The organism is Psychrobacter sp. H7-1 (genome assembly GCF_904846585.1).
Classification (GTDB): domain Bacteria; phylum Pseudomonadota; class Gammaproteobacteria; order Pseudomonadales; family Moraxellaceae; genus Psychrobacter; species Psychrobacter raelei.
Genome location: NZ_CAJHBH010000022.1, coordinates 1 through 23,257 on the forward strand (window position 1 = coordinate 1; position 23,257 = coordinate 23,257).

The 23,257-nt window shown below is 46.7% G+C and carries 18 protein-coding genes; 9 read left to right on the forward strand and 9 right to left on the reverse strand.

Annotated features, from left to right (window positions below):
- Nucleotides 1-235 precede the first annotated feature (235 nt).
- The 3 genes from JMX92_RS07885 to JMX92_RS07895 all read right to left on the reverse strand — a co-directional run bounded on the left by JMX92_RS07885 (nt 236) and on the right by JMX92_RS07895 (nt 4,672).
- Nucleotides 236-496: a hypothetical protein gene (locus tag JMX92_RS07885; RefSeq protein ID WP_201545030.1), complete on the reverse strand. Its 261-nt coding sequence runs from the start codon at nt 494-496 to the stop codon at nt 236-238.
- A gap of 3 nt (nt 497-499) precedes the next feature.
- Nucleotides 500-1,477, reverse strand: coding sequence for a zinc-binding dehydrogenase (locus tag JMX92_RS07890; protein WP_201545032.1), 978 nt, complete (start codon nt 1,475-1,477; stop codon nt 500-502).
- Nucleotides 1,478-1,669: 192 nt separating this feature from the next.
- Nucleotides 1,670-4,672 (reverse strand): GDYXXLXY domain-containing protein, encoded by a 3,003-nt coding sequence (locus tag JMX92_RS07895; RefSeq protein ID WP_201545034.1) that lies wholly within the window; start codon nt 4,670-4,672, stop codon nt 1,670-1,672.
- 599 nt (nt 4,673-5,271) lie between these two features.
- On the opposite strand from JMX92_RS07895, the gene JMX92_RS07905 reads away from it, so the two are divergent.
- The 9 genes from JMX92_RS07905 to JMX92_RS07945 all read left to right on the forward strand — a co-directional run bounded on the left by JMX92_RS07905 (nt 5,272) and on the right by JMX92_RS07945 (nt 16,220).
- Entirely contained in the window at nt 5,272-6,873 is a 1,602-nt protein-coding gene (locus tag JMX92_RS07905; protein WP_201545068.1) for an ABC transporter substrate-binding protein, read from the forward strand.
- Between the two features lie 161 nt (nt 6,874-7,034).
- On the forward strand, nt 7,035-8,711 hold the full coding sequence (locus tag JMX92_RS07910; protein WP_201545036.1) for an ABC transporter substrate-binding protein: 1,677 nt from the start codon (nt 7,035-7,037) through the stop codon (nt 8,709-8,711).
- A gap of 54 nt (nt 8,712-8,765) precedes the next feature.
- A complete protein-coding gene (locus JMX92_RS07915) occupies nt 8,766-10,451 on the forward strand; it encodes an ABC transporter substrate-binding protein (RefSeq protein WP_201545038.1) in 1,686 nt (561 codons plus the stop codon).
- A 102-nt stretch (nt 10,452-10,553) separates the two neighbouring features.
- Nucleotides 10,554-11,474: an oligopeptide ABC transporter permease OppB gene (gene oppB / locus JMX92_RS07920; RefSeq protein ID WP_011959318.1), complete on the forward strand. Its 921-nt coding sequence runs from the start codon at nt 10,554-10,556 to the stop codon at nt 11,472-11,474.
- A 98-nt stretch (nt 11,475-11,572) separates the two neighbouring features.
- The gene (gene oppC, locus JMX92_RS07925) at nt 11,573-12,478 is read left to right on the forward strand and encodes an oligopeptide ABC transporter permease OppC (RefSeq protein WP_011959319.1); all 906 of its coding nucleotides are present in this window, start codon (nt 11,573-11,575) and stop codon (nt 12,476-12,478) included.
- Nucleotides 12,479-12,598: 120 nt separating this feature from the next.
- On the forward strand, nt 12,599-13,645 hold the full coding sequence (gene oppD / locus JMX92_RS07930) for an oligopeptide ABC transporter ATP-binding protein OppD (RefSeq protein WP_201545040.1): 1,047 nt from the start codon (nt 12,599-12,601) through the stop codon (nt 13,643-13,645).
- A 3-nt stretch (nt 13,646-13,648) separates the two neighbouring features.
- On the forward strand, nt 13,649-14,692 hold the full coding sequence (gene oppF / locus JMX92_RS07935; protein WP_201545042.1) for a murein tripeptide/oligopeptide ABC transporter ATP binding protein OppF: 1,044 nt from the start codon (nt 13,649-13,651) through the stop codon (nt 14,690-14,692).
- 133 nt (nt 14,693-14,825) lie between these two features.
- Complete coding sequence (locus JMX92_RS07940) at nt 14,826-15,560, forward strand: hypothetical protein (RefSeq protein WP_227675318.1); 735 nt, start codon at nt 14,826-14,828, stop codon at nt 15,558-15,560.
- Nucleotides 15,561-15,659: 99 nt separating this feature from the next.
- Nucleotides 15,660-16,220, forward strand: a complete 561-nt coding sequence (locus JMX92_RS07945) for a hypothetical protein (RefSeq protein ID WP_201545043.1) — start codon at nt 15,660-15,662, stop codon at nt 16,218-16,220.
- A gap of 132 nt (nt 16,221-16,352) precedes the next feature.
- Here JMX92_RS07945 and JMX92_RS07950 read toward each other — a convergent pair whose 3' ends face one another.
- The 6 genes from JMX92_RS07950 to JMX92_RS07975 form a co-directional block, all read right to left on the reverse strand.
- A complete protein-coding gene (locus JMX92_RS07950) occupies nt 16,353-16,628 on the reverse strand; it encodes a DUF2798 domain-containing protein (protein WP_110815857.1) in 276 nt (91 codons plus the stop codon).
- A 199-nt stretch (nt 16,629-16,827) separates the two neighbouring features.
- Nucleotides 16,828-17,868, reverse strand: a complete 1,041-nt coding sequence (locus JMX92_RS07955) for an NAD(P)H-dependent flavin oxidoreductase (protein WP_201545046.1) — start codon at nt 17,866-17,868, stop codon at nt 16,828-16,830.
- Nucleotides 17,869-18,073: 205 nt separating this feature from the next.
- Nucleotides 18,074-18,973: a COG2958 family protein gene (locus JMX92_RS07960; protein WP_201545048.1), complete on the reverse strand. Its 900-nt coding sequence runs from the start codon at nt 18,971-18,973 to the stop codon at nt 18,074-18,076.
- A 64-nt stretch (nt 18,974-19,037) separates the two neighbouring features.
- Nucleotides 19,038-20,549 (reverse strand): MATE family efflux transporter, encoded by a 1,512-nt coding sequence (locus tag JMX92_RS07965; protein WP_201545050.1) that lies wholly within the window; start codon nt 20,547-20,549, stop codon nt 19,038-19,040.
- A gap of 263 nt (nt 20,550-20,812) precedes the next feature.
- Nucleotides 20,813-22,348, reverse strand: coding sequence for a PepSY-associated TM helix domain-containing protein (locus tag JMX92_RS07970; protein WP_201545052.1), 1,536 nt, complete (start codon nt 22,346-22,348; stop codon nt 20,813-20,815).
- Nucleotides 22,349-22,645: 297 nt separating this feature from the next.
- Nucleotides 22,646-23,188, reverse strand: coding sequence for an acyl-CoA thioesterase (locus JMX92_RS07975; protein WP_011959329.1), 543 nt, complete (start codon nt 23,186-23,188; stop codon nt 22,646-22,648).
- Between the last annotated feature and the right edge of the window lie 69 nt (nt 23,189-23,257).

Here is a 23,257-nt window from a genome sequence, read left to right on the forward strand (position 1 = left end):
AGTTTTAGAGGAGGGAAAATTGTTTGTTATTCCTGAACGTAGAAAGCGATCTTGCCCGAGGGTGGTTAAGGGGAAACCACAAAAATATCCCAAAAAAATACCAGTCAGCCTTAACTGACTGGCATTACCCAATTAGGGTGCTTTTTAATGTCGATTCGATTAATTAAATAGGGGAGGAGACAAAGTAGGTAAAAAGCAGCAGTGCAGATAGCGCAAAGTTAGCGGTAACATTGGTTCACAATGGCTTAAACTGTGGGCTTTGCTTATCAAACGATATTTGATACAACCGAATCAAATACATAACCCCTGTCAAAAGCACGATAAAGAAGGGGTATAAGGTGACAGTCGAGGTAAACTCACTACGCCTAAAGTCCGCTATCAAAATAAAGATCAGCTGCACACTGCAATACAGCATCACAATACTGATGATAAACTTTAACCAGAATATCGCTTTATTCTGGCTAAAATCGGCTCGAATTCTATCCCATAGGTTCATACGCTAAACTCGTAGTAGCACCTTACCTTTCTTACCTTTTTGTACCTCACCAGACACGGCAGTAGTGATGTCATCTAGCGTATAAATAGCGTGTACAGGTAAAGACAGCGTGCCTTCGAGTACGCGCTGCTTTAACTCATCAATCAGGCGCAGCTTATTGTCTAGACTCATCTCACGGCTGGTTTTACTGCCCCAGAAGCCTTTGACGACCACTTCTTTAAATATCAAATTACTGGGGTTTAATACCATAGGCTGGCCGGCCATCACACCAAAAGACACCAGAGTGCCGCCGCTGCCAAGTAAGGTTAATAAATCATTGCTGGCCTCACTGCCGAGTGAGTCTACTGCGGCATCAATTTGGGCGGCGCCAACAATTTTGCGAACCTGATCTTGCCAGTCAGATTCAGACACATCGACCACATGTGCCACTCCCAGCTCTTTAAGAGAGTTTGCCGCTTCTGCTCGGCGCACCAGACTAATACTGTTGACGCCGCGCGCTGCTGCGAGCATGGCAAATGATTTGCCCACCGCCCCATTGGCTGCATTTAACAGTGCCCATTGCCCAGCTTTAAGCTCTAAAAACTCAAGCAGCATTAGGGCACTAAGCGGCATCGCAATCAGCTGAGCGGCGATTTCATCGTCAATGGCATCAGCAATAGGGAACACCATTTTAGCCGGTGCAGTGAAGTACTCAGCCCAGGTGGCGTGTACGCTGGCTGCCGCCACACGTTGACCGACTTCAAAGCCTTCTACCTCAGAGCCAATCGCATCGACAACGCCCAGCGCTTCACTACCTGCAATGGCAGGCAAGTTAGGCTTGTCGCCATATTGACCGCGGATGGTGATTAAGTCGTGATTGTGAATGGTGGCCAAAACGGTCTTAATACGAACCTCATGGGGTGCCGGCTCAGGAATGGGTCGGTCTGTTATGCTAAGTACGTCTGAGGGTTTGCCAAACTGTGTATAACTGGCTGCGCGCATAGTCAAGTCCTTTATTATTTAAGTTGTTGTTTCAATTATCCATTTTTAGAGTATTACATCCTTGGGTTGGTTCACAGTAGCAAAGCAAGTGTGTGTGCATCAACCGGTGTTTGGTTAAAAAATAAGACAGCGGTTATCGGCAGTCTAAATGGTAGGGTGTTTAACATAAACGGCCTTTAAACAATAGCTGGTCTAATTGGCCTCGGTAGGGTCAATAGAGCTGCCTGTAATCACTTGTCGCGTGTCATCGGCCATATCAGTCAATAACAGCTTACCCGATGGGCCAACCCGAAATAAGCCATACTCTGCCTTTTCAAACGCTTTGGCGTGACCTTCTTGGAAGAAGAACGCATTGCTGGCCAGCCTCACCTCACCATGACGCAGCCGATAATAGAGAGCCAACTCATGTGGGCCTAGCGTATTCGCCTCTGTAGGAGCGGTGTCTTGCAAGCGTACAAAGTGCCCAATGCCTTGAGCATCTTTTTTGACAATTACCCAGCCATTTTTCGATAGGTTGTACACCTCAGATCCACCCTTTTGATCGGGGTTTTTTGCTGCCAACTGAGCCTCAAGGGCGCGAATTATCTGCTCAGATAGGGCGTAATTAAGCGCCATATAATCGCCCTGCATTAAGCTGCGCGGATCTACAGGTGCAAGCTTTAGTAAAACGCTCTCTCCTGTGGCCAGTAGCTTCTCATTTTTGGCAATACTGATATTGACTACGCTTAACGTCAGAAGTAGCCCTAATATAGCGGCAGCAAGGTTTGTGCTCCAAGCACGAGTTGTAGTAGGTACATTGGCATAAGTAGGTACATTGGCATAAATAAGCGATTGGGCGTCCGCTTGAGAGGGCAGATGGCTTGGAGTGAGGTGCTCAGTCGACTTAGGTATCCCCACCAAGCGCCGCATGGCCCACCGGATCATAAACAGTGCGGCGGCGACGGCCAGCATAGAGCCGGCCTTTAACAATAAGCTGCTGTCTAGCTGATAGTAGTACCAGAAGATATAGCCGACCAAGGCGCTAATACCCAGACCTCGTAGAGTACGGTTTTGATTGGCCATGGCAATAATGATGACCAAACTGCTGGCAAGCACTCCTGAAACATAGACTGAAACCACGGCAAGAAGCCCAATGGCCAGTGCAATTAAGCCGCCTGTTTTTGAGATACGCTTAAGTTGATAGCGCTGCAAAATGATATACGCGGCGTAAAGACTACTTAAGGTCAGTAAGAGCTGTGCAAGCGCATAACGGTACTGAAAGTCTGAGCCAATACCGATCAAGCCGTCTTGATATTCAGCGGCAATAAACACCACTGAGATAAGAAGTAAAACAAAGCTTGTGGCATAAGCCATAGCATTTAGTAGTGACGGCGAGAGGGTTTTTCTTCCTTTCAAGGGCTGCTTGACACTCTGTAGGTGCACGCCAAAAAGCACAGCAAGCAATGCCAATATGGCCGGTGACGCTTCAGGAAGCTGCACGTAAGCCAGTAGCCATACGAGCGCTAAAAGCCCCATAACACTGCTAAAAAATCGTGATAAAACATCGGTGAATAACGTAAGAAGCAGCGCCTGCATCAGCATAAAGGCGGCGATACTTAAGGCAATATCATCGATGATTTCAAACAAGAAAACCGCCAAAAACGCCTGACCTGACAGACTCAAGGCAAACGCCAGACTATCGCTAAAGGCTTGTTGTTTCGAGGGTTTATTCAGGTCACGACGAATAAATAATTCTTGGCGTGACAGCACAAAACTGACAAACAGTAATAATAGGCCAATGGTTAGCTTAATGATATCGTCTTTTAAGGCCACGTTTAGTAATAAAACAATAAAGCCGCTGATCAATCCACCAGCCAATAGGCCACTTAAGATCAAAAACAGCTGCAAATACCAAGGTGTATTTTGCGAAGAGGAGGGGGTTTTCGATGCAGTGGGGGCGGGTGGGGTGAGCTTGGTGGCCAAATCATTGGGTACGTTTGCGGGCAGCTGCTTGGCGTGCGTCCGCTGTACGCGGCCTGGTGTGTCTAGCGGTTCACTGGGCGGCTGTTGATTCGGTGGCTGTTGACTGTGCAAGTTACGCAGCCAACTGACTGCATAAGCGCTCATGGCAATCAGTAACAATGCCAAGATAAATAAAGCACTGGTGCTCATAAACTGCGACAGTACCCGAGTTGCCAGTCCTAACACAACGATAATAACCGACCCTGAAAGGCAAGTCAGCATAAATAAATCCGTGCGTCGACGACGAAACTGAGCATAGAAAAAACCAATAAATACCAGCCACAGACTTAGACAGGCGATACTGATCATATCGAGATGAAAGCTTTGTTGTAATACCGCAAATAATCCCAGCCGGGTGGCAAAATAAGTGGCCAATAATCCTACCAAATAAACAGACCAAGGCAGAGCGGTGGCCTGAAAGTTGGCGTCAGCAGAAGCAGAAGAGGCGGCTTGGGGTGGATTTTTTGAATTGGCCTTTTTATAAAAAAACAGCTTATTAAACATCGAGGTGTTGAATAGCTTTTGGCCAAAAAAACCATTAACAGCTGCCGACAAAGCCATCAAAAGTGCCACAGAGTTTATCGCGGTCATCAGCATCAGATACACCCCACGAAACAGCTGGTAATCCATCCCAGTGCCTAGCCAAGAGTCAACAAACCAAAAGCTGACATCGGCAAAGGACAGCTTAAGACTGACATTAATCAGTAGCAGCCACAATAGCCATAAAGCCGGCAGCCGCGCGATAACTGCCCAAGGCGTAATCAGCAATGCCCAATAAAAAAACAGCTGCCAACTGTCAGCCCCAGTCTGATAAATCTGACCAAATAATGCCAATAAGCTGCCCACCACTACGCTTGCGATAAGTAGCAGCAACGGCTCGATGAGATAAGTTTTATGCTGAGCCGATACTGTGCTCCGCTTATAGGCAAAGGCCACGTAGCCCAGCACACTGACAATCAAGGCCGACTGAACCAGAGCAAATTTGCCCATCTTGCCCATCGCTGTCCAGTTATAAGCCACAAAAAATATCAAGGCCAGCGCCAAGGCCGTGGCGGCAATGATTAATAAGCTGTTATCAAAAAACTTTATCCAGGCAAGCGGGCTGGGGCGGACACCATTAGGCTGTGAGGCTAGAGCGACTGCGCTATTAGGATCAGAGGCGGGCAGGTTCGATTTAGGGGCAGGCTGGGTCATAATTTTCTCGGCACGCAGCTTAAGATACAGCGAAAGCGGCAAATTGAGTGCAAGGTTTATTAATCATTTAATCAATTAATCATTGAGTATTTATAGCGGTTAAGAGTAACAGTTTTTAGGCCAATAGCGATGGATAAACTCTGGGTAATGCTGTTAATAGCAAACAAAAGTTTGCTAATTTTTAGGATATTGTCAAAATCGAGTCGATTTTTATCGTTTTAAATAAATAAAAAATCAAAGGTGTATTATCGTGTAAAGCCTTGCTACTATTGACTTTAATTTTTAATAAGTGACTTTGTGTATCACAGATACATGAATATTTATTGACAGACTCATATATTTTTTTTATTAATATAACTACAATGAATAACAAGTCTGTAATTTAGTTGCCAAAAAGAATTAGCTTGTTAGTTAGGTTTGAGCTTTTGTAAGATAGTGTGTTTTATTAACTATCGTGTTTTTGTTAGATTGTTGTTTTATTCGTTTATGCAAGCTTTGCATGAAAGCTTATATTTGCCATTGCCCAAAAGGATTTTATTGTGCGTAAATCAACCTCTTTAGTGAATACAGTTTTTCTTCCAACCACGTTAGCCTTAGCAATGATGATGGTCGGATGTGGTGATAAATCAGCCAGCAGTGGCAGTTCAGCCAAAGTAGACCCCAATGTTTTAGCCGATAAGCAAGAGCTGGTTATTAATAACGCAGCTGAGCCTGAGTCATTAGACCCACAAAAAGTCTCTGGGGTACCAGAAGCGGCAGTCATTCGTCAAATGCTGGTGGGTCTAACCACCACAGACCGAGATGGCAAAACCATTCCTGGCATGGCCGAAAGCTGGGAGAGCACAGACAATAAAGTTTGGACCTTTAAAATTCGCGATGCCAAATGGTCAAACGGTGACCCGGTTACTGCCAATGACTTCGTGTACAGCTGGCGCCGTCTGTTAGATCCCAATACAGCATCCCCTTATGCCAGTTACTTAGTCGATGCCAAAGTGGCGGGCGCTGAGGCCATCATGGAAGGTAAAGCTGCGGTAGATAGCTTAGGGGTTAAAGCCCTTGATGATAAAACCTTACAAGTGACTTTATCAGAGCCTGTGCCTTATTTCCCAGACACTTTAATCCATACCTCTGTAAAACCTGTGAACCAAAAAGCGGTAGAGCAGTTCGGTGATAAATGGACCGATCCGGCCAATATCGTGGTCAACGGCCCATACAAAATTAGCGAATGGCAGGTCAACGACAAGATTGTGTTAACCCGTAACGAGAGCTACTACGACAATGCCAACACCACCCTAGAAAAAATTACCATGTTGGCCATCCCCTCTAGCACCACCGACGTGGCACGCTATCAGGCTGGTGAGATTGATGTGACGAATGAAGAATTGCCCTCAGAGCAGTTCAAGTCTTTAAAAGAGCAGTTGGGTGATGAGGTAAGCGTATCGCCTATGCTATGTACTTACTACTACGAGTTTAATACCGTTAAGCCGCCATTTAATGATGCACGCGTCCGCCGTGCTCTGGCCTTAGCATTAGACCGTAACACCATTACCGATAAGGTCGTTGGACAAGGTCAGACGCCCGCTTATCAGTTAACTCCAGTATCGACCAATGGCATGGAAAACAACACACCTGAATGGCAAAACTGGGATCAAGCACGCCGTGTAGAAGAGGCGAAGAAGCTACTTAATGAGGCCGGATATAGCGAATCTAAGCCCCTAAAATTTGAGCTGTTATATAACACCAGTGACAACCACAAGAAAATCGCTGTCGTGGCAAGCTCGTTATGGAAGCAGTCACTTGGTTTCGTTGACGTAAGCTTAATTAACAAAGAGTGGAAAACCTATCTAGATACGCGCCGCAATGGTAACTATCAAGTGGCCCGTGCGGGCTGGTGTGGCGATTATAACGAGCCTTCTACCTTCTTAAATATCGTCAAATCTGGCAACAGTAATAACCAAGGTAAGTACTCAAGTGCCGCCTTTGATAGCTTGATGACTCAAACCTTAAAAGCGGGCGTTACCCCAGAGCAGCGTGCCAACTTGTACAAACAAGCAGAAGTGCAGCTTGACAAAGACATGCCAAATATCAACGTCTACCACTATGTAAGCCCTCGTCTTATCAAGCCTTATGTGGTCGGCTTCCCAGTTAATGATCCTTTAAACAACTGGCAAGGTAAAGATCTAAAAATCGCTAAGCATTAATCACTGATAGGCTTATTGCGACATTTAGCATCCCTGAGCGCCAGCCGTCTTCGGCTGGCCGCATCCTCATTAAATAGACAAACGGATAAGTCGACACTCAAGCGGCTTATCCGGTATTGATTTTAGCGATGGCCAATGTGACAACTAATAAGGATATAAGTATGGTCTCATCTTCGCGCAGGACTTTAAAAGCACTCCCTTCAATCACCTTAACTGCGGCGATAACCACGGCCGTTTTTTTAAGTGGCTGTGGCGACAAGTCGGCCAGTAATGCTGGGGCCTCAGCTAAGATAGACCCTAATGTCTTGGCCGAAAAACAGCAGATTGTTATTAACAATGGCACTGAGCCTGAGTCGCTTGATCCGCATAAGATATCCGGCCTACCTGAAGCCAATATTATCCGTCAGCAGCTGGTGGGGCTCGTCACTACTGATGCTAAAGGTAAGACCATTGCTGCGATGGCTAAGAGCTGGCAGAGTGAAGATAACAAGGTTTGGGTGTTTAAACTGCGTGATGCCAAATGGTCAAATGGCGATCCTGTGACCGCACAAGACTTCGTCTATAGCTTACGCCGAGTGGTGGATCCTAAGACCGCATCACCATATGGCAGCTACTTGGTCGATGCCAAAGTGGTGGGCGCTGAAGCCATCATCAATGGTAAGCAAAGCCCAGATACGTTAGGTGTTAAAGCTTTGGATAATAAAACCTTAGAGGTGAGATTAACTGAGCCGGTACCTTACTTTGTCGATATGCTGATACATACCTCAACCTCTCCGGTACATCCGGCCACGGTTGAAAAATTTGGGGTGAAATGGACCGATCCTAAGAACATAGTGGTCAATGGCCCTTATAAAATTAGCGAGTGGTCGGTCAATGACAAGATAGTGCTGCAGCGTAATCCGGCCTATTACGACAATGCCCACACCACCATAGATACCATTACTTTACTGCCGATTGAGTCGGAGACCACCAATGTGGCTCGTTATAAAGCGGGTGAAATTGATATTGGTGCCGGCATGCCAACTGAGCAGTTTGATGAATTAAAAGCAGAGCTGGGTGATCAAATTCAAGTCTCACCAAGCTTGTGCAGTTTTTATTATCAGTACAACAACAAAAAGCCACCTTTTGACGATGTGCGGGTGCGCCGAGCGCTGGCCATCGCCTTAGATCGCGATACCATCACCCAAAAAGTGATGGGACAAGGTCAAACGCCAGCGTATCAATACACGCCGCCATCGATTCAAGGAATGACCCCTTTTACACCTGAGTGGCAAAGCTGGGATCAGAAAAAACGGGTTACAGAGGCCAAAAAGCTACTCAATGAAGCCGGCTACAATGAGCAGCATCCGCTGAAGTTTGAGTTGTTGTACAACACCAATGAAGGCAATAAAAAGCTGGCTGTGGCCACAAGCTCGCTGCTAAAAGAGGCCATTGGCTTTGTCGATGTGAGCCTAATGAACAAAGAGTGGAAAACCTTTTTGGACACCTTTCGTAATGGTAATTATCAGCTGGCACGCTATACCTGGTGTGGAGATTACAACGAGCCATCTACCTTTTTGAATATTGCCAAGAGCGGTAATAGTAATAACTGGGGCGGTTATTCTAGTGTTAAGTTTGACAGCATTATGAATCAAACGCTCAAAGAGGGCGTGACCGCCGAGCAGCGAGCAGAGCTGTATCGTCAAGCAGAAGCTCAGCTCGATGCTGATATGCCGCAGCTTAATGTATTCCATATCGTCAAGCTCAGCATGGTTAAGCCTTATGTGATCAATTTTCCTTTGCAAGATCCTTTGAGCAACTGGCAGATTAAGGATGTCTCTATCGCCAAGCATGACTAAAAAAGAGTGGCTGCGATGAGGGTTGGATTTGGTATTAATAAAAGTGATTAAATTATGAAGATTTTAAGTCGTACAACATTACCGACACGCTTGCCACTGGTAATGGCTGTCCTAGCTGGCCTATCACTGAGTGCGTGTGGTGACAAAAACCCACAAGAGAGCGGTAGCACAGCCAAGACCTCTGAGCAGATTGAGCAGACAGCTTTGGCCGATACGCAGCACATCGTCATTAATAACACTGCCGAACCTGAGTCGATAGACCCGCACAAAGTCTCAGCGGTGCCAGAAGGCAACATCATCCGTCAGATGTTCACTGGATTGGTCGATACAGACCGAGAAGGCAAAACTGTGCCTGGTATGGCTGAAAGCTGGGAGAGTAGTGACAATAAGGTCTGGACCGTTAAGCTGCGTGATGCCAAGTGGAGTAATGGTGATCCGGTAACCGCTGGCGACTTCGTTTACAGTTGGCAGCGCCTCATTGACCCAAATACCGCTGCACCTTATGCCAGCTACTTGGTCGATGCCAAAGTGGCGGGCGCTGAAGCCATCATGGAGGGCAAAGCTGCAGTAGATACCTTGGGCATTAAAGCGCTTGATGACAAGACGCTACAAGTTACCTTAACCGAAGCTGTGCCTTACTTTCCTGACATGCTTATTCACACCTCTACCAAGCCGGTGCCTCAAAAGGTCATTGCTGAGTTTGGGGAGAAGTGGACGGCACCTGAGCACATCGTGGTGAATGGGCCTTATACGTTAAGCGAGTGGTCAGTGAATGACAAAATTGTGCTGACCCGCAATACCCATTACTTTGGTAATGCGAACACCAAAATTGATCAAGTCACCATTTTACCGCTGTCATCGCCCACAACAGATGTGGCACGTTACCGAGCAGGCGAGGTGGATGTCAGTGCTGAAGTACCGCCTGAGCAGTTTGATATGCTCAAAAAAGAGCTGGGCGATGAGCTCAGAGTAGCACCTAGATTGTGTACTTATTACTACAAATACAACACCGTCAAGCCCCCATTTAATGATGCGCGCGTACGCCGAGCTTTGGCCTTGGCTTTAGATCGTGACACCATCGCCACTAAGATTATGGGACAAGGTCAAGCGCCTGCTTATCAGTTGACGCCGCCGATTACCAATGGCATGGAGAACTTCACTCCGCAGTGGGAGAGCTGGAGCAAACAGCAGCGTATTGATGAGGCAAAAAAACTATTAAACGAGGCAGGCTACAATGCCAGTCATCCGCTGAAGTTTGAGCTGTTGTATAACACCAGTGACAACCATAAAAAAATTGCCGTGGCCTTTAGCGCTTTAATGAAGCAAGCGCTAGGGGAGGACACAGTGGATGTTACCTTGGTCAATCAAGAGTGGAAAACCTACTTAGATACCCGCCGATTGGGCAACTATGACATTGCCCGCTCAAGCTGGTGTGGGGACTATAATGAACCATCCTCGTTTTTAAACACACTTAAGACTGACAACACCAATAACCACGGTAAATACTCCAGTGCTAAGTTTGACAGCATTATGAATCAAACCTTAGTTGAAGGGGTCGATGCGACGCTGCGTGCCAAGCTATATCAACAGGCTGAAGCACAGTTAGATGCGGATATGCCCAATCTAAACATGTTCCATTATGTTGGGGTACGTCTGGTTAAGCCTTATGTGGTGGGCTTCCCAGAAAACGATCCACTAGATGTGTGGCAAGCCAAAGACTTGGCCATCGCTAAGCATTAAGGGTAAAACACACCCATAGCAGATAAAGAATAAGCACCAAACACGGATATTAATTATCGATTTTAACAACGGAATCAATGCGTTACTGATAACAGAGGGTTTATGTTAAAGCTTATATTTCGGCGGCTATTAGAAGCCATTCCCACCATGTTTATCCTTATTACCGTGTCATTTTTTATGATGCGATTGGCGCCGGGTAGTCCGTTTAGTGGCGAGCGTAGCTTTTCACCCGCGGTAATGGCCAATATTGAAGCCAAATATCACTTAAATGACCCCATGTGGCTGCAATATGTGCATTATTTAAAGCAAATTGCAGTGGGCGACTTTGGCCCCTCCTTTAAGTACAAAGACTACACCGTCAATGAGCTGTTATCACAAGCGCTACCGGTTTCGGTGGAGCTGGGCCTTTATGCCTTTATCCTAGCCTTAGTGCTCGGACTTATCTTCGGTATTGTCGCCGCTTTAAAACAAAACTCATGGATTGACTATATCGTTATGGCTTTTGCCAATATCGGGGTGGTTATTCCAAGCTTTGTCAAAGCGCCCCTGTTGGTACTTATTTTTGCCATTACTTTAAAGTGGCTGCCCGGTGGCGGCTGGAATGATGGGGCGGTACAAAACCTTATCTTGCCGGTGACGGCACTGGCTTTGGCTTATACTGCCAGCATCGCGCGTATCATGCGTGGCTCTATGATTGAGGTGATGAACAGCCAGTATATCCGTACCGCACGTGCCAAAGGCTTGCCGATGCAGCGTATTGTATTTAAGCATGCACTGCGCCCAGCGATGCTGCCGGTTATCTCATATTTAGGCCCTGCTTTTGTGGGTATTATCACCGGCTCAATTGTGATTGAGACCATTTTTGGTCTGCCCGGTATCGGTCAATTATTCGTTAATGGCGCCTTAAACCGTGACTATGGCATGGTGCTTAGCTTAACCATTTTGGTGGGCGTATTGACCATTGCCTTTAACGCCATTGTCGATATTTTATACGCAGTTATTGACCCACAGATTAAGTACTAGGCCGTTAAGTAGGCTCGCCAAAGCATCAATGAAATGCCCATTGCCCTAACGCCTACTTACCCCATTCACCTGCAAAAGATTAAGTAACAAGGATGACTATGAGTGTTATCACTGACAAGCCCATTGATTTAGTAGCGCCCACCGCACCTGCCATTAAAGGACGAAGCTTATGGCAGGATGCTTGGCGTCGTTTTTATAAAAACAAAGCGGCGATTGCCAGCTTGGTTATCTTATTTTTGGTCACAGTATTTGTGATTTTTGTGCCGATGTTTGCACCTTTTGGTTATGCAGAGACTGATTGGGGCTATATGCAAGGGGCGCCATCATTAGAGAATAAGCATTATTTTGGCACCGACTCTTTGGGCCGTGATTTATTGGTACGTACCGCCATTGGTGGTCGTATCTCGCTACTTGTAGGTATTGCAGGCGCCACTGTGGCGGTGATATTCGGTACCGTTTATGGTGCAGCTTCTGGCTACTTAGGTGGTAAGATTGATGCGATTATGATGCGCTTTTTGGAAATCCTAAACGCCTTTCCATTTATGTTCTTCGTGATTTTGTTGGTGACTATCTTTGGTCGTAACCTGATGCTTATTTTCGTGGCCATTGGTCTGGTTTCTTGGCTGGATGTGGCGCGTATTGTACGTGGTCAAACACTAAGTCTTAAGAGCAAAGAATTTATTGAAGCGGCGCACGTGGGCGGGGTATCAGGCTTTAATATTATTATGCGTCACATCGTGCCAAACGTACTTGGCGTGGTGGTGGTGTATGCCTCACTACTGGTGCCTAGCATGATTTTATTTGAGTCTTTCTTAAGCTTCTTAGGCTTAGGTGTACAAGAGCCGATGACCAGTTGGGGTGCTTTATTACAAGAGGGCTCGCAGACGATGCAGGTGGCACCATGGCAGATTTTGATACCTTCTGTGTTTTTGGTAGTGACTTTGTTTTGTTTTAACTTTATTGGGGATGGTTTGCGTGATGCGTTTGACCCCAAAGATCGCTAGTTAATGGTTTGAGTTAACCAATTCAATCCATAACGTGCATACATAAGTGAGTTAAAACCACAAAAAATACAGTGGGTAATGCCCGCCAATAGCCAAATAGCCAATACAGGGACAACCATTATGAGCGTATTACAAGACAGCAAAGCGCCAGATTTATTGCAGGTCAAAGACTTATCGGTACAATTTAAGACCGAAGATGGACTGGTCACTGCCGTAAATGGGCTAAATTTTAATCTTCACCAAGGTGAAACTCTGGGCATCGTAGGGGAGTCCGGCTCGGGCAAGTCACAGACTGCCTTTGCCATCATGGGGCTACTTGCCAAAAACGGTCTGACCAAAGGCTCAGTATTATTCGAAGGTCGTGAGCTGCTAGGCATGTCACAAAAGCACTTAAACAAGCTGCGTGCTGAGCAAGTGTCAATGATTTTCCAAGATCCGATGACCTCGCTAAACCCTTATATGAAAATCGGCGATCAGCTGGCTGAAGTGCTTATCTTGCACAAAGGCATGAGCAAAAAAGAGGCTTGGGAGGAGGCCATCAAGATGCTTGATGCGGTAAAAATCCCCGAGGCCCGCAAGCGTATCGGCATGTATCCGCACGAATTCTCAGGTGGTATGCGCCAGCGGGTAATGATTGCTATGGCGCTGCTTTGCCGTCCTAAGCTGCTGATTGCCGATGAGCCGACCACCGCACTTGATGTGACGGTACAAGCACAGATTATGACTTTGATGAATGAGCTAAAGCGTGACTTTGGCACCACCATCATTATGATTACCCATGACTTAGGCGTGGTCGCAGGTATTTGTGATCGGGTATTGGTCATGTATGCCGGCCGTACTATGGCTTATGGTCATACCGAAGAAATCTTCTACAATCCGACTCACCCTTATACCAAAGGCTTGCTGCGAGCGATTCCACGTCTTGATAATGACAGCGGTCAGCTTGAGACCATCCCTGGTAGCCCGCCAAACCTACTCAACCTGCTTGCCGGCTGTCCTTTTTATGAGCGCTGCACTTATGCGATGGAGCTGTGCCGTGATGTGCCACCACCGCTTGAATTTCTGCCCAATGAAAGACAGCGTGCTTGCCACTGGAAGCCTGAAGATGTGGCCAATACAGAGCCGCAAGATGCCCAAGCTCAACTTGCAAATAACATAGAGGGATAAGCCATGACACAGACTACAAGCAATCGAATCGATGTGGTAAATGATGCCCCTTTATTACAAGTAAGGGATGTGGTGACCAGCTTTGATATCAAGCAAAAGGGCAGCTATTTTTGGCAAAAGCCGGCGACTTTAAAGGCCGTCAACGGCGTCTCCTTTGAATTATTCGCTGGTGAAACCTTAGGCGTGGTGGGTGAGTCGGGCTGCGGTAAATCGACGCTGGCTCGCACCATTATTGGCTTAGTGACTGCCCGTTCGGGGAGTATTAAGTTCAATGGCGAGGAGATGATGGGCGCCACCAAAAAGCAGATGCGTCTTAAGCGAAAAGACATCCAGATGATTTTCCAAGACCCCTTAGCGTCACTAAACCCGCGTATGACGGTGGGTGATATCATTGCCGAGCCATTACGCACTTACTATCCCAAGATGCCAAAATCTGAGGTCGAACAAGAAGTACGGGCCATGATGAAAAAGGTCGGTCTACTGCCCAACCAAGTCAACCGTTATCCCCATGAATTCTCAGGCGGTCAGTGCCAACGCATAGGCATTGCACGCGCTCTTATCTTAAGACCTAAGCTGATTATCTGTGATGAGCCAGTATCGGCGCTGGATGTGTCGATTCAGGCGCAGGTGATTAATCTACTACAAGACGTCCAAAAAGAGATGGGCTTGGCGCTTATCTTTATTGCCCATGACTTATCTGTGGTCAAGCACATCTCAGATCGGGTACTGGTGATGTATCTGGGTAACGCCGTCGAGCTTGGTGTTGATAAGGACATATATGACAATCCCACCCATCCTTATACCCAGGCCTTGATGTCAGCTGTGCCCATTCCAGATCCACAGATTGAGCGGAACAAAACCATTCAGCTGTTAGAGGGGGATTTACCCAGCCCTATTAATCCGCCTTCAGGCTGCGTGTTCCGTACCCGCTGTCCGATAGCAGATGATGGCTGTGCGCAGACAAAGCCAGTATTAGAGGGCACACCAGATCACCAAGTGGCATGTCTAAAGAACAAAGTAACTCAATTACCAGGTGCCGTGGCTTAACGTATTAAGCCACTCAGCACAGCGCCATATACAAAAAACCTGCAGGGTTGGTAAAAGGATATTGACACTCAAGCGTACTGATAATATATACTAAATATTGGATTTAAAACATCATAATAAATAAGGATATTTTATGAATAAAGCGCTTAAGCTGCCAAATAAGGGTCTGAAACTAGCGGTAGGCGGTGCCTCACTAATGTCGCTATTATTGGCATCAGGCTGTGCTACTACTGAGCTGCTAAACTCAGGAAGCAGTAGCAGCCATACCACCACCAGCGAGCAGGTGTTGGTGGAGGATCAGTTGGTGGCCTTTGGTCGCCCTGCCACGCCGCTGGCCAATATGCCCTCAAGTAGTGTGGTCATAGTGGGTGAAAAGTACAGCTATGTACTCAGCCAAGGCGGCCCGGAGATGGTCAATCTATTGACCAATCTAACCCCTAAAAATATCCGCGTTGATAACGACATGCGCTTTTACTCTCCCAATAACGACGGGCACTTCCAAGGACAAATGAAGCTGTCTTATGCCAAGCTAAAAGATGAGTTTCAGCGCAGCGATTACAATTTCTTCTTACAAAATGGCGGTAAAGAGTGCAGTAGCTCAAGTGATGAGCGTATGAATGCCCAGCGCTTTTGCTTTACCGTACCCATTAAAGGTGGTGTCTATCCGGCAGTCAGTAATCTGAGCCTGATACAATCTAAATATAGTGCCTTAACCAAGCCTTATCCGGTCACTATCTATACCAATGGCAAAACCACCACAACCACCAGCAATGGTGCCAGTGCGGCGGGCAAGCTGGTGTTATTGCCTTTCGCTCTAGCCTTTGATGTGGTGACGTTCCCCTTCCAGCTGCTTGATGCCGCCAATTAAGTCGCTATAGCGTCAAGTCATAGGCTAAGGGCTAGAGAATAGAAATGGATAGCCCAAGCCTAGTGTTGATAAAACAGAGAATGGTGAGGATGTATAACAATGAATAGAGGTATAAAGACGTTAGCTATAGCACTGGCTTCACTGTTAACGGTGAGTGGCTGCGCAACCCTAAACGAGGTACAGCAGCGAAATATAGACAAACAAGCGATGAGAAGCTTACCTACGGCACAAGAGTATCAGGATATTTTGGATGCGGTGAAAAAGGTTGAGCCTACCACAGTAGTAGGTTCAGAAAAACCGCGGCGCTGGCTGTTGGTCAATGAGATACCACCGTTACTTGGTAATGCTGAAAACCAAAAAGAGTATTTGGATGTGGATAGTCCTTACCGCTCGAGAAATGTTGCTTATGGTGAAGTAAGGAGTGTGAAAGCCAGTGGTGCGTACACCGATACCACTTATCGTGTATTTTGTGAGGATGGTTATTATCGGGCATATACTGTCAATCAATATACTCGAAACCATAACAAGATACCGTGGTTATTGGCGTTAGGCAGAGACGATTATGATAAAGGTGTGTTTGAGTATCATATTAAAATGGCGAAACATATCTGTGCGCTATCTGGATTCTATAAAGGTATGCCAGATTCTAGCAAAAAATAACGGCATGCTTATGATTGGCCGTTCAAGCCCATTATAGCAGTCAATCATTAAAGTGAAAAAACATAGTGAAGAAGCCCCAAACGTAACCGTTTGGGGCTTTTTACCTAATATGTGCGGTGTTACTGATAAGCGTTAGTCATCATTATGGAAATGAATGCGGGTCAGTATTTTGGTCTGAATCACATAAGCACACACATAAGCACTGGGCCAAGCGAATATAAACGAGGTGCCCCATGAGTGCATCAGCTCACTAAAGAAGTGCTGACTATACCCTTGTTTTAATAGGATAAGCGCAGATGAAATGATCAGCGACATCAATAGCGCCATCAGACCAGTAAAAATCAGACGATAGTATTTGGTGTGAATACGTAACCCTTGATGAGGATTATCAGATACTCGTTCATTCATAAATATGCCCCAAAACTCAAATCAATAAATCATTAGTGACTCTTAGTATGGGTATGAAGATGAGAATTTAAATAGGGGCAAATGTTAAGTTTTATTAACTGATGAGCAATTATTAAATTATCATTTCAATAATTGCTACTAACAACAAGCCACTGCTCTTACTGCGGGCGACACACAGTCAGCTTAAAGCGCAGAGCAGCTAACCATTAGTCAACTGCGTCATGAGCTCATTAACCGATAATGCTTGAACCTGACTTACCCCTTGCCCTGCCCACAGTGACATATACTCTGGATTATTGGCTGTCGCGGCTGCCGCTCGCATCGGCTGAGTCATGGCATTGAGCTGAGGGTAGGCGGGCAGGGTCTCGTTATCATAGGAGCTAAAGCGCTCAAGATAGTCATTGACCAAACCGCGTGCCTGCTTGCCTGAGAACAGGCGAGTCAGGCGAGTTTGTGCCCGACGTTCACCCTGGGCAGCTTTCAATAACTGTGCCTTATATAGGTCGCTGACACCGCTTTCAGTCGTGGTCAAAAATGCCGTCCCCAGCTGTGCCAACTGCGCACCTGCTGCCTGTACCGCTTTAATCGCTTCAGCGCTCATAATGCCGCCTGCCGCAATAAGCGGTACGTCGGTCACCGCCTTGGTCTGCGTAATTAGCGTCAGTAAACCCAGTGGGTCTTGCTGACTTTGGGGCAGCCAGCCGCCACGATGCCCGCCAGCTTCGACCCCTTGCACACAGACCGCATCGGCTCCGATATCTGCCCAAGCTTTGGCTTCTAACGGATGGTTGGCGGTGCCCACTACTTGAGTGCCAACCGCATGTAACGCTGCCACTTGGGCCTTACTGATAATACCAAAGGTAAAGCTGGCCACAGGAACCGGATTGTTGAGCAGTACTGCAAACTGCGCTTCAAAAGATTGCGCCGGATGAGAAGGCAAATCCACTGGTATATTAAGCGTATCGTAATGCGCCTGTAACCACTCTGGCATCGGTGTATCAAAGGTGGTCGACTCAGTTGCAGACAATACCATCAGATTGACTGCAAACGGCTTGTCAGTAAGCGCTTTGATTTGATTAATCTGCTCATTAATCTTACTAGGTGCAGTGGTGCCCGCACCCAAGCTGCCCAATCCACCGAAGTTACTCACCGCAGCGATCAGCTCAGGTGTGGTGGCGCCGCCTGCCATTGGCGCTTGGACGATGGGGCAGGTTAGGTTTAGGGTAGTTAATAAGCTCATGGCAGGCATCCTTATCTTATGGTCTGACTTCTACAGTGATTTACAGCAGATATGGCTTTGATTTACTTTAGCAGATATTAAGTGATAGCAGTTCTTTTTCGTCAGTAGTTTAAACGTTTTATAGGTACAATATTTTATAGGTACTTAGTTAACATCGATTAGGGGCAGTCTATTTATTCCACAAACTTTTGGTTAGCCTGCCAGTCTAACTGTAAATACCAACTTGATCGATGAAAGCTTCGTAATCCTGATTCTCCTCTACAATACGATTTACCGAAAGCCAGTCAATATTAGTACGCTCACGAGCAGGGATTAAAATTTGACTGTCAAATAAAGACTGCTGATTTAATAGTAAAACCCCAACACCATGTAAACCTGAGAGCATTTGTAATTCAGCTTCGACAGCAGAGTCTAAATTGGCGGTCACTAAATAAGCAAAATTTGCCCAACTAGAATTGGATACGGCTTGGAAAAAGCTTTTGCGGACATTACTTCTATTCAAACTCTTTTTTACTTCAAATGACCATAGTCTAAAGAATGAGTCGTTACTGCCTCGTACGCAAGCACGAACCACCTCGCTCCACCCTTTATCCAGAGTCTCTAATGCGACAATATCTGGATGTAGCCAATGATTACCTCCTGAGCCGCGCATATTTCTGGATCGGCGCTCATCGATTCGGCGACAAAAAAGACCTAAATCCTCTGATAAATATGAAATCAGCATAGGGTATAGGTCGTGCTCTGAAAAGGAGCTAAGACTTGGGGCAATATTTTCTGCCAAGTCGTCATTGGCATCGATATCATCTTCTTCAATTAAATCAAAAGTATCGGGTGTGGCTTGCCAATAATAACGTCTAGGTCTGGGCTTATCTTGAGTCACGATATTTGGGCAAAGTCGTTTCGCCGCTTCAGTTCGTTCACCGCCAATTTCTGCAGCAAGCTGGATGATAAGGTCTGCATCAGTTTTATAACGAGGGTTTTTTCTTTTTTCATCTAAGTCGTGTGGATAACGTTCAAGAAACAGTTTACCTAACTGTCTTGCGGTGAACATTTGATCTGGGTAATCGCGTAACGTCTCTATTATCATCTGTACTCGAGTGGTCATACCCTATTCCTAATAAATTAATCTTCTATAAAGTTTACCTATTTATATTATCAGAAACCCACCCTCAAAACCGACGAGCCGCAACTTGCTGATCCTCTAAAGGCTCCCACGCCGTAGTGGAGGCCACATCACGACACGAGGCGCTACAGCTTCCCTGAGCACGGTAGCCCTCAGTGATTTGCGCCGCTTCTTTGGGCGGTAACACCTGACCTTTACGCCACTTGCCATGTAGATATAGCCCTGCACCCATAACCGCAGTCGCCACCATCCCCGCAGGGAACGACAGCCACAATGCATCGGCGCCAAGCCAGGAGTAGAAGCCAAAAGCAAAGCCAAGACGTACCGGATACATAGAGATGACCATCACCATCAATGGCCAAATCACATAGCCATTTGCTCGCATCGTACCAAAGAATACCTGAGCTATCCCGAAGAATAAAAACCCCCACGTCGCCATAATCTGAATATGACTGGCGATGGGCAACGCAGTACTGTCAGTGCCCAAGAATAAACTTAATATGGATTTATCGAATAAAGTCAGTGCTCCGATAAGTAGACCTGTCAATAATACGTTAAAAATAAGCCCCCAACGGGTGATGTCAGAGACCCTATGCCATTGGTTAGCACCGATATTTTGAGCCACCATAGCACTGGCTGCGGCACTGAGCGCCATTGCTGGCATCTGCACATAGGTCCAGAGCTGCTGAGTGGCACTATAGGCTGCGGTCGTCTGCACCCCTTCGCGGTTAATCAGCGAGAGCATAGTCAATGCGGCCGAAGAGATGACTATCATTTGTAGACCCATCGGCAACCCTTTAGAAAACATCGAGGCAAGAATACCTCGATCAGGGCGCAAAAAGCGTAAGTCAGACCTATTAAGAGCAAGTACTGAGCCGCGCAAATACAGGGTGATAATCATACCAATCAGCGCCAATGTATTGGCAACAGCCGTCGCAAAGGCTGAGCCAAAGATGCCCCACTGAGGAAAAGGACCCACGCCGATAATAAGCAGAGGCGTCAAAATCAAATCTATAGCCACCGACAGCGCTATAAACCAAAGCGGGGTTTTAGAGTCGCCCGTCCCTCGTAGCGCCATCATCATCAAAGTGAAGGTGAGGGTGATCGGCATGGCCACAAAAATCATGCGCAGATACGTCAATGCCAAATCAAAGGCACTGCTTGGCGTGCCTAATATATCGAGCAAGTTGGGCGCAAATAGCCAGCCTATAGTAGCCAATATGGCACTGATAGGAATAATACTGCCAAGGGCTGTGCCGAGCGTGCGCTTGACCATCACGTTGTCACGCTGTCCCATGGCTTGCCCAATCAAGATGGTAGAGGCCATACCAAAGCCAAACACAAAAGAGATCAAGATGAACATGACAATATTGCCGTTGGCGGTGGCGGCCAGTGCTTCTTCTCCCAAAAATCGGCCCACCCAAACCGCATTTATCGACCCATTTAACGACTGCAGTATCGACGACCCCAATGTGGGGAGTGCGAACAGCAGCATGGTTTTGGCGATCGACCCTTGGGTGAGATCGAGTTGTTTATTAGGGGTGGTTTTTTGACTCAATGTGGATCCTTGTACGTCATCTGGGGCCTATTAAATAACAGGCCAGTAAATGCAATGGTTTATCATAGAGGATAAAACCTATAGCGTCTTTAATAGAGCTGTAATCATATTTATCCGCCATTTACACTAGGCTCTCGTTAGGATGTCATAAAGAGATTTCAATAAAAAAGAGCTTACCGGTTGCGATAAGCTCTGATTGGTTTGCAGTGCTGGTTTATGCCACTATGAATAATCGACTATAGGCTAAACCATCTTATCTTGGCCTACTTAAGCAGCCTTTTTAATACAGGGACTCGGCCGATAATTACAAAGTCGAGCACCGCAATGGCCACAATGGCAATAATGGCGGTGGGAAAAATCACCGATACTATCAATAAGATAATGGCCAATCCCCAAGGGATATCGCCTTTGCTCGGTGGTGGATTTAGGCCTGATTTTTGAGTTGCAGCGGTATTAAGCTTACTGGGACGGCGCTGCCACCACATAACATAACCACTGATACATATGGTAATGACCGACAGACAAAATAACACATTGGCCATTAAGATCCACAGTCCCAAAGTACCCATATGAATGGCATTGCCTGCGGCCATAAATTTACCAAAGGCATTGTAATCCTCGAAGCGAATATCAGCCAATACCTTGCCCGAATAGCGATCTATATGCATGGTGCGATCTGCCATTGGGCTTGGCGTATCATAGCTCATCGAGTCTTGACTCAAGGTCCAGACGCCGGTTTCACCTTGCGGCAAGTTAAGCTGATAGCGGCCCTCAAACCCACTGTCACGGGCAAATCTGTCTACAGTATCTAGGGTTATCGGTAAGCTTGGGTCAATGCCTTTTTCACCAAGCGTGGAGCCTGACGTTGGCATAGGGGTTAGCTCAAGAATCCAAGGCACTTCTTTTATGCCACTGCTGTTTAAAGCCTCGCCGTGGGTAGGGGGTAGGGTGGAGGCGAGCATAGGCCCATTGCCCCATTTGCCGGCTGGGAACTGACTCCATGCCTGCACCACCTTACCGCCCCAGATACCTGCCCAGGCCATACCCGACACACAAAATAGCAATAACAAAACAGACAGCCAAGTGCCTAAAGTGGCGTGTATGGTGACGAAGGTTGAGCGTTTGTTGTTTAGCTTGGCATCTGGAATCAGCATGGCTTTGATCGATTTACGGCGGTACCACCACAGATACCAACCCGTTAATACCAGTAGCGTGGTGAGTGATGCTGCAGTCTCTAGCAGATAATCACCAACTTTTCCGATAAGCAAATCAGAGTGGATATTGTCAAAGGTATGGTAAAGGTTGCTGTCGCTAGGGGCGATTTTTATGACTTTTGCGCTATAAGGGTCGACAGCGACCATGGTTTGGCCTGTCTCTGAGCCCACACGAAATAAAGCCACATTGTGATCGCTTTTGGGCGCAATATATTGCTTTAGCGTGCCATCAGGGACAGCGCTCAAAGCGCTATGGGCCTGTACCGATACAGGCGTTATCGTGTCTTGTTTGGAGACAGTGAGCAGCTCATTATTTGGCCCCACTGTATTGGCCATAAACAGCATACCCAGCGCTGATAACGAGAGTATGAGCAAAAAAGGCGCAATAAACATGCCGGCATAGAAGTGCCATCGCCAAATAGTGGCGTATTTTTTATTGTTTTTGCCATCACCTTTAGCTGGCTTATTAATATTGGGCTTGGCAGTGGTGTGTAAAGGAGCAGGAGACTTGTTGAGCGGATTATTTGCCGGCGTATCGGCAAGGCCATGTAAAGGGGGGGTTGACGGAATGTTTGACGGGCTCATGAGTGGATATTCCAATATTCTGCCTAATAACAGCAGTTAACTCAATAGGATCTGTAGCAAAGCAAGGCAGGTATTCTACACCTCTCATGGGTATTTTTATAATGCGAATTTGGCTCATTTTTGCATCGAATGCTTTAAATACATCGAATATTTTAAATACCGAATTACAGTTACACCCACAACCACAATCACAGCCACAGCCATAAAAAAAGAACCCACAGTATCGGAGTTCTTTTTGACACTTAGTCTTTTATTTAGCTACTGATTTAGAGGGGGATAACGGCTATCTGGGAGGGCTTAAACACTAGGCGGCCAAGGGCGATCGGCATCGCTTTTAATCCACTCGGCCACATAGCCTGTGGGCGGTAGTTTCCAGTCAGATTTACCCAGCGCATCTAGCACCTGTTGGGTCTGCAAAACGCGTCCACCTTTGGTCACCCCAGTACGCAGTAGTGCCGAAGAGCAAGGCTGACCTTTAACCCACATTGACTGCTCCACATAGATCCAGCGCTCATCAATAGCAGCAATACGCGTCTTGATGGTGACCAAGTCAAAAGCCCGAATACGCTTGCGGTATTGAATGGTACTGCCTGCCACCACCAGTCCCCAGCGGTTCTCAAGCAGCTGCTTGCCTAAGCCACTGCGCACCGCAAAGTCGGTACGACCCAAGTCATATAAGGTAAACACGCGGCCGTTATTCATCTCCAAGAAGTTATCGATATCCGTCAGGCTGCATCGAAACTGCATCGTGGCCACATCTTCTAGGCCAACGGTGTCCCCTTTTTTTTGGGCGACAATCGCCTTAACAATAGATTTGGTATAACGATAAAAAGGATACATACACAGGTCTCAAGATTGAAGGTAGGACTTAGATTATGCGCAAAACTGTCCTGCTTTCAAAGCAGCGGG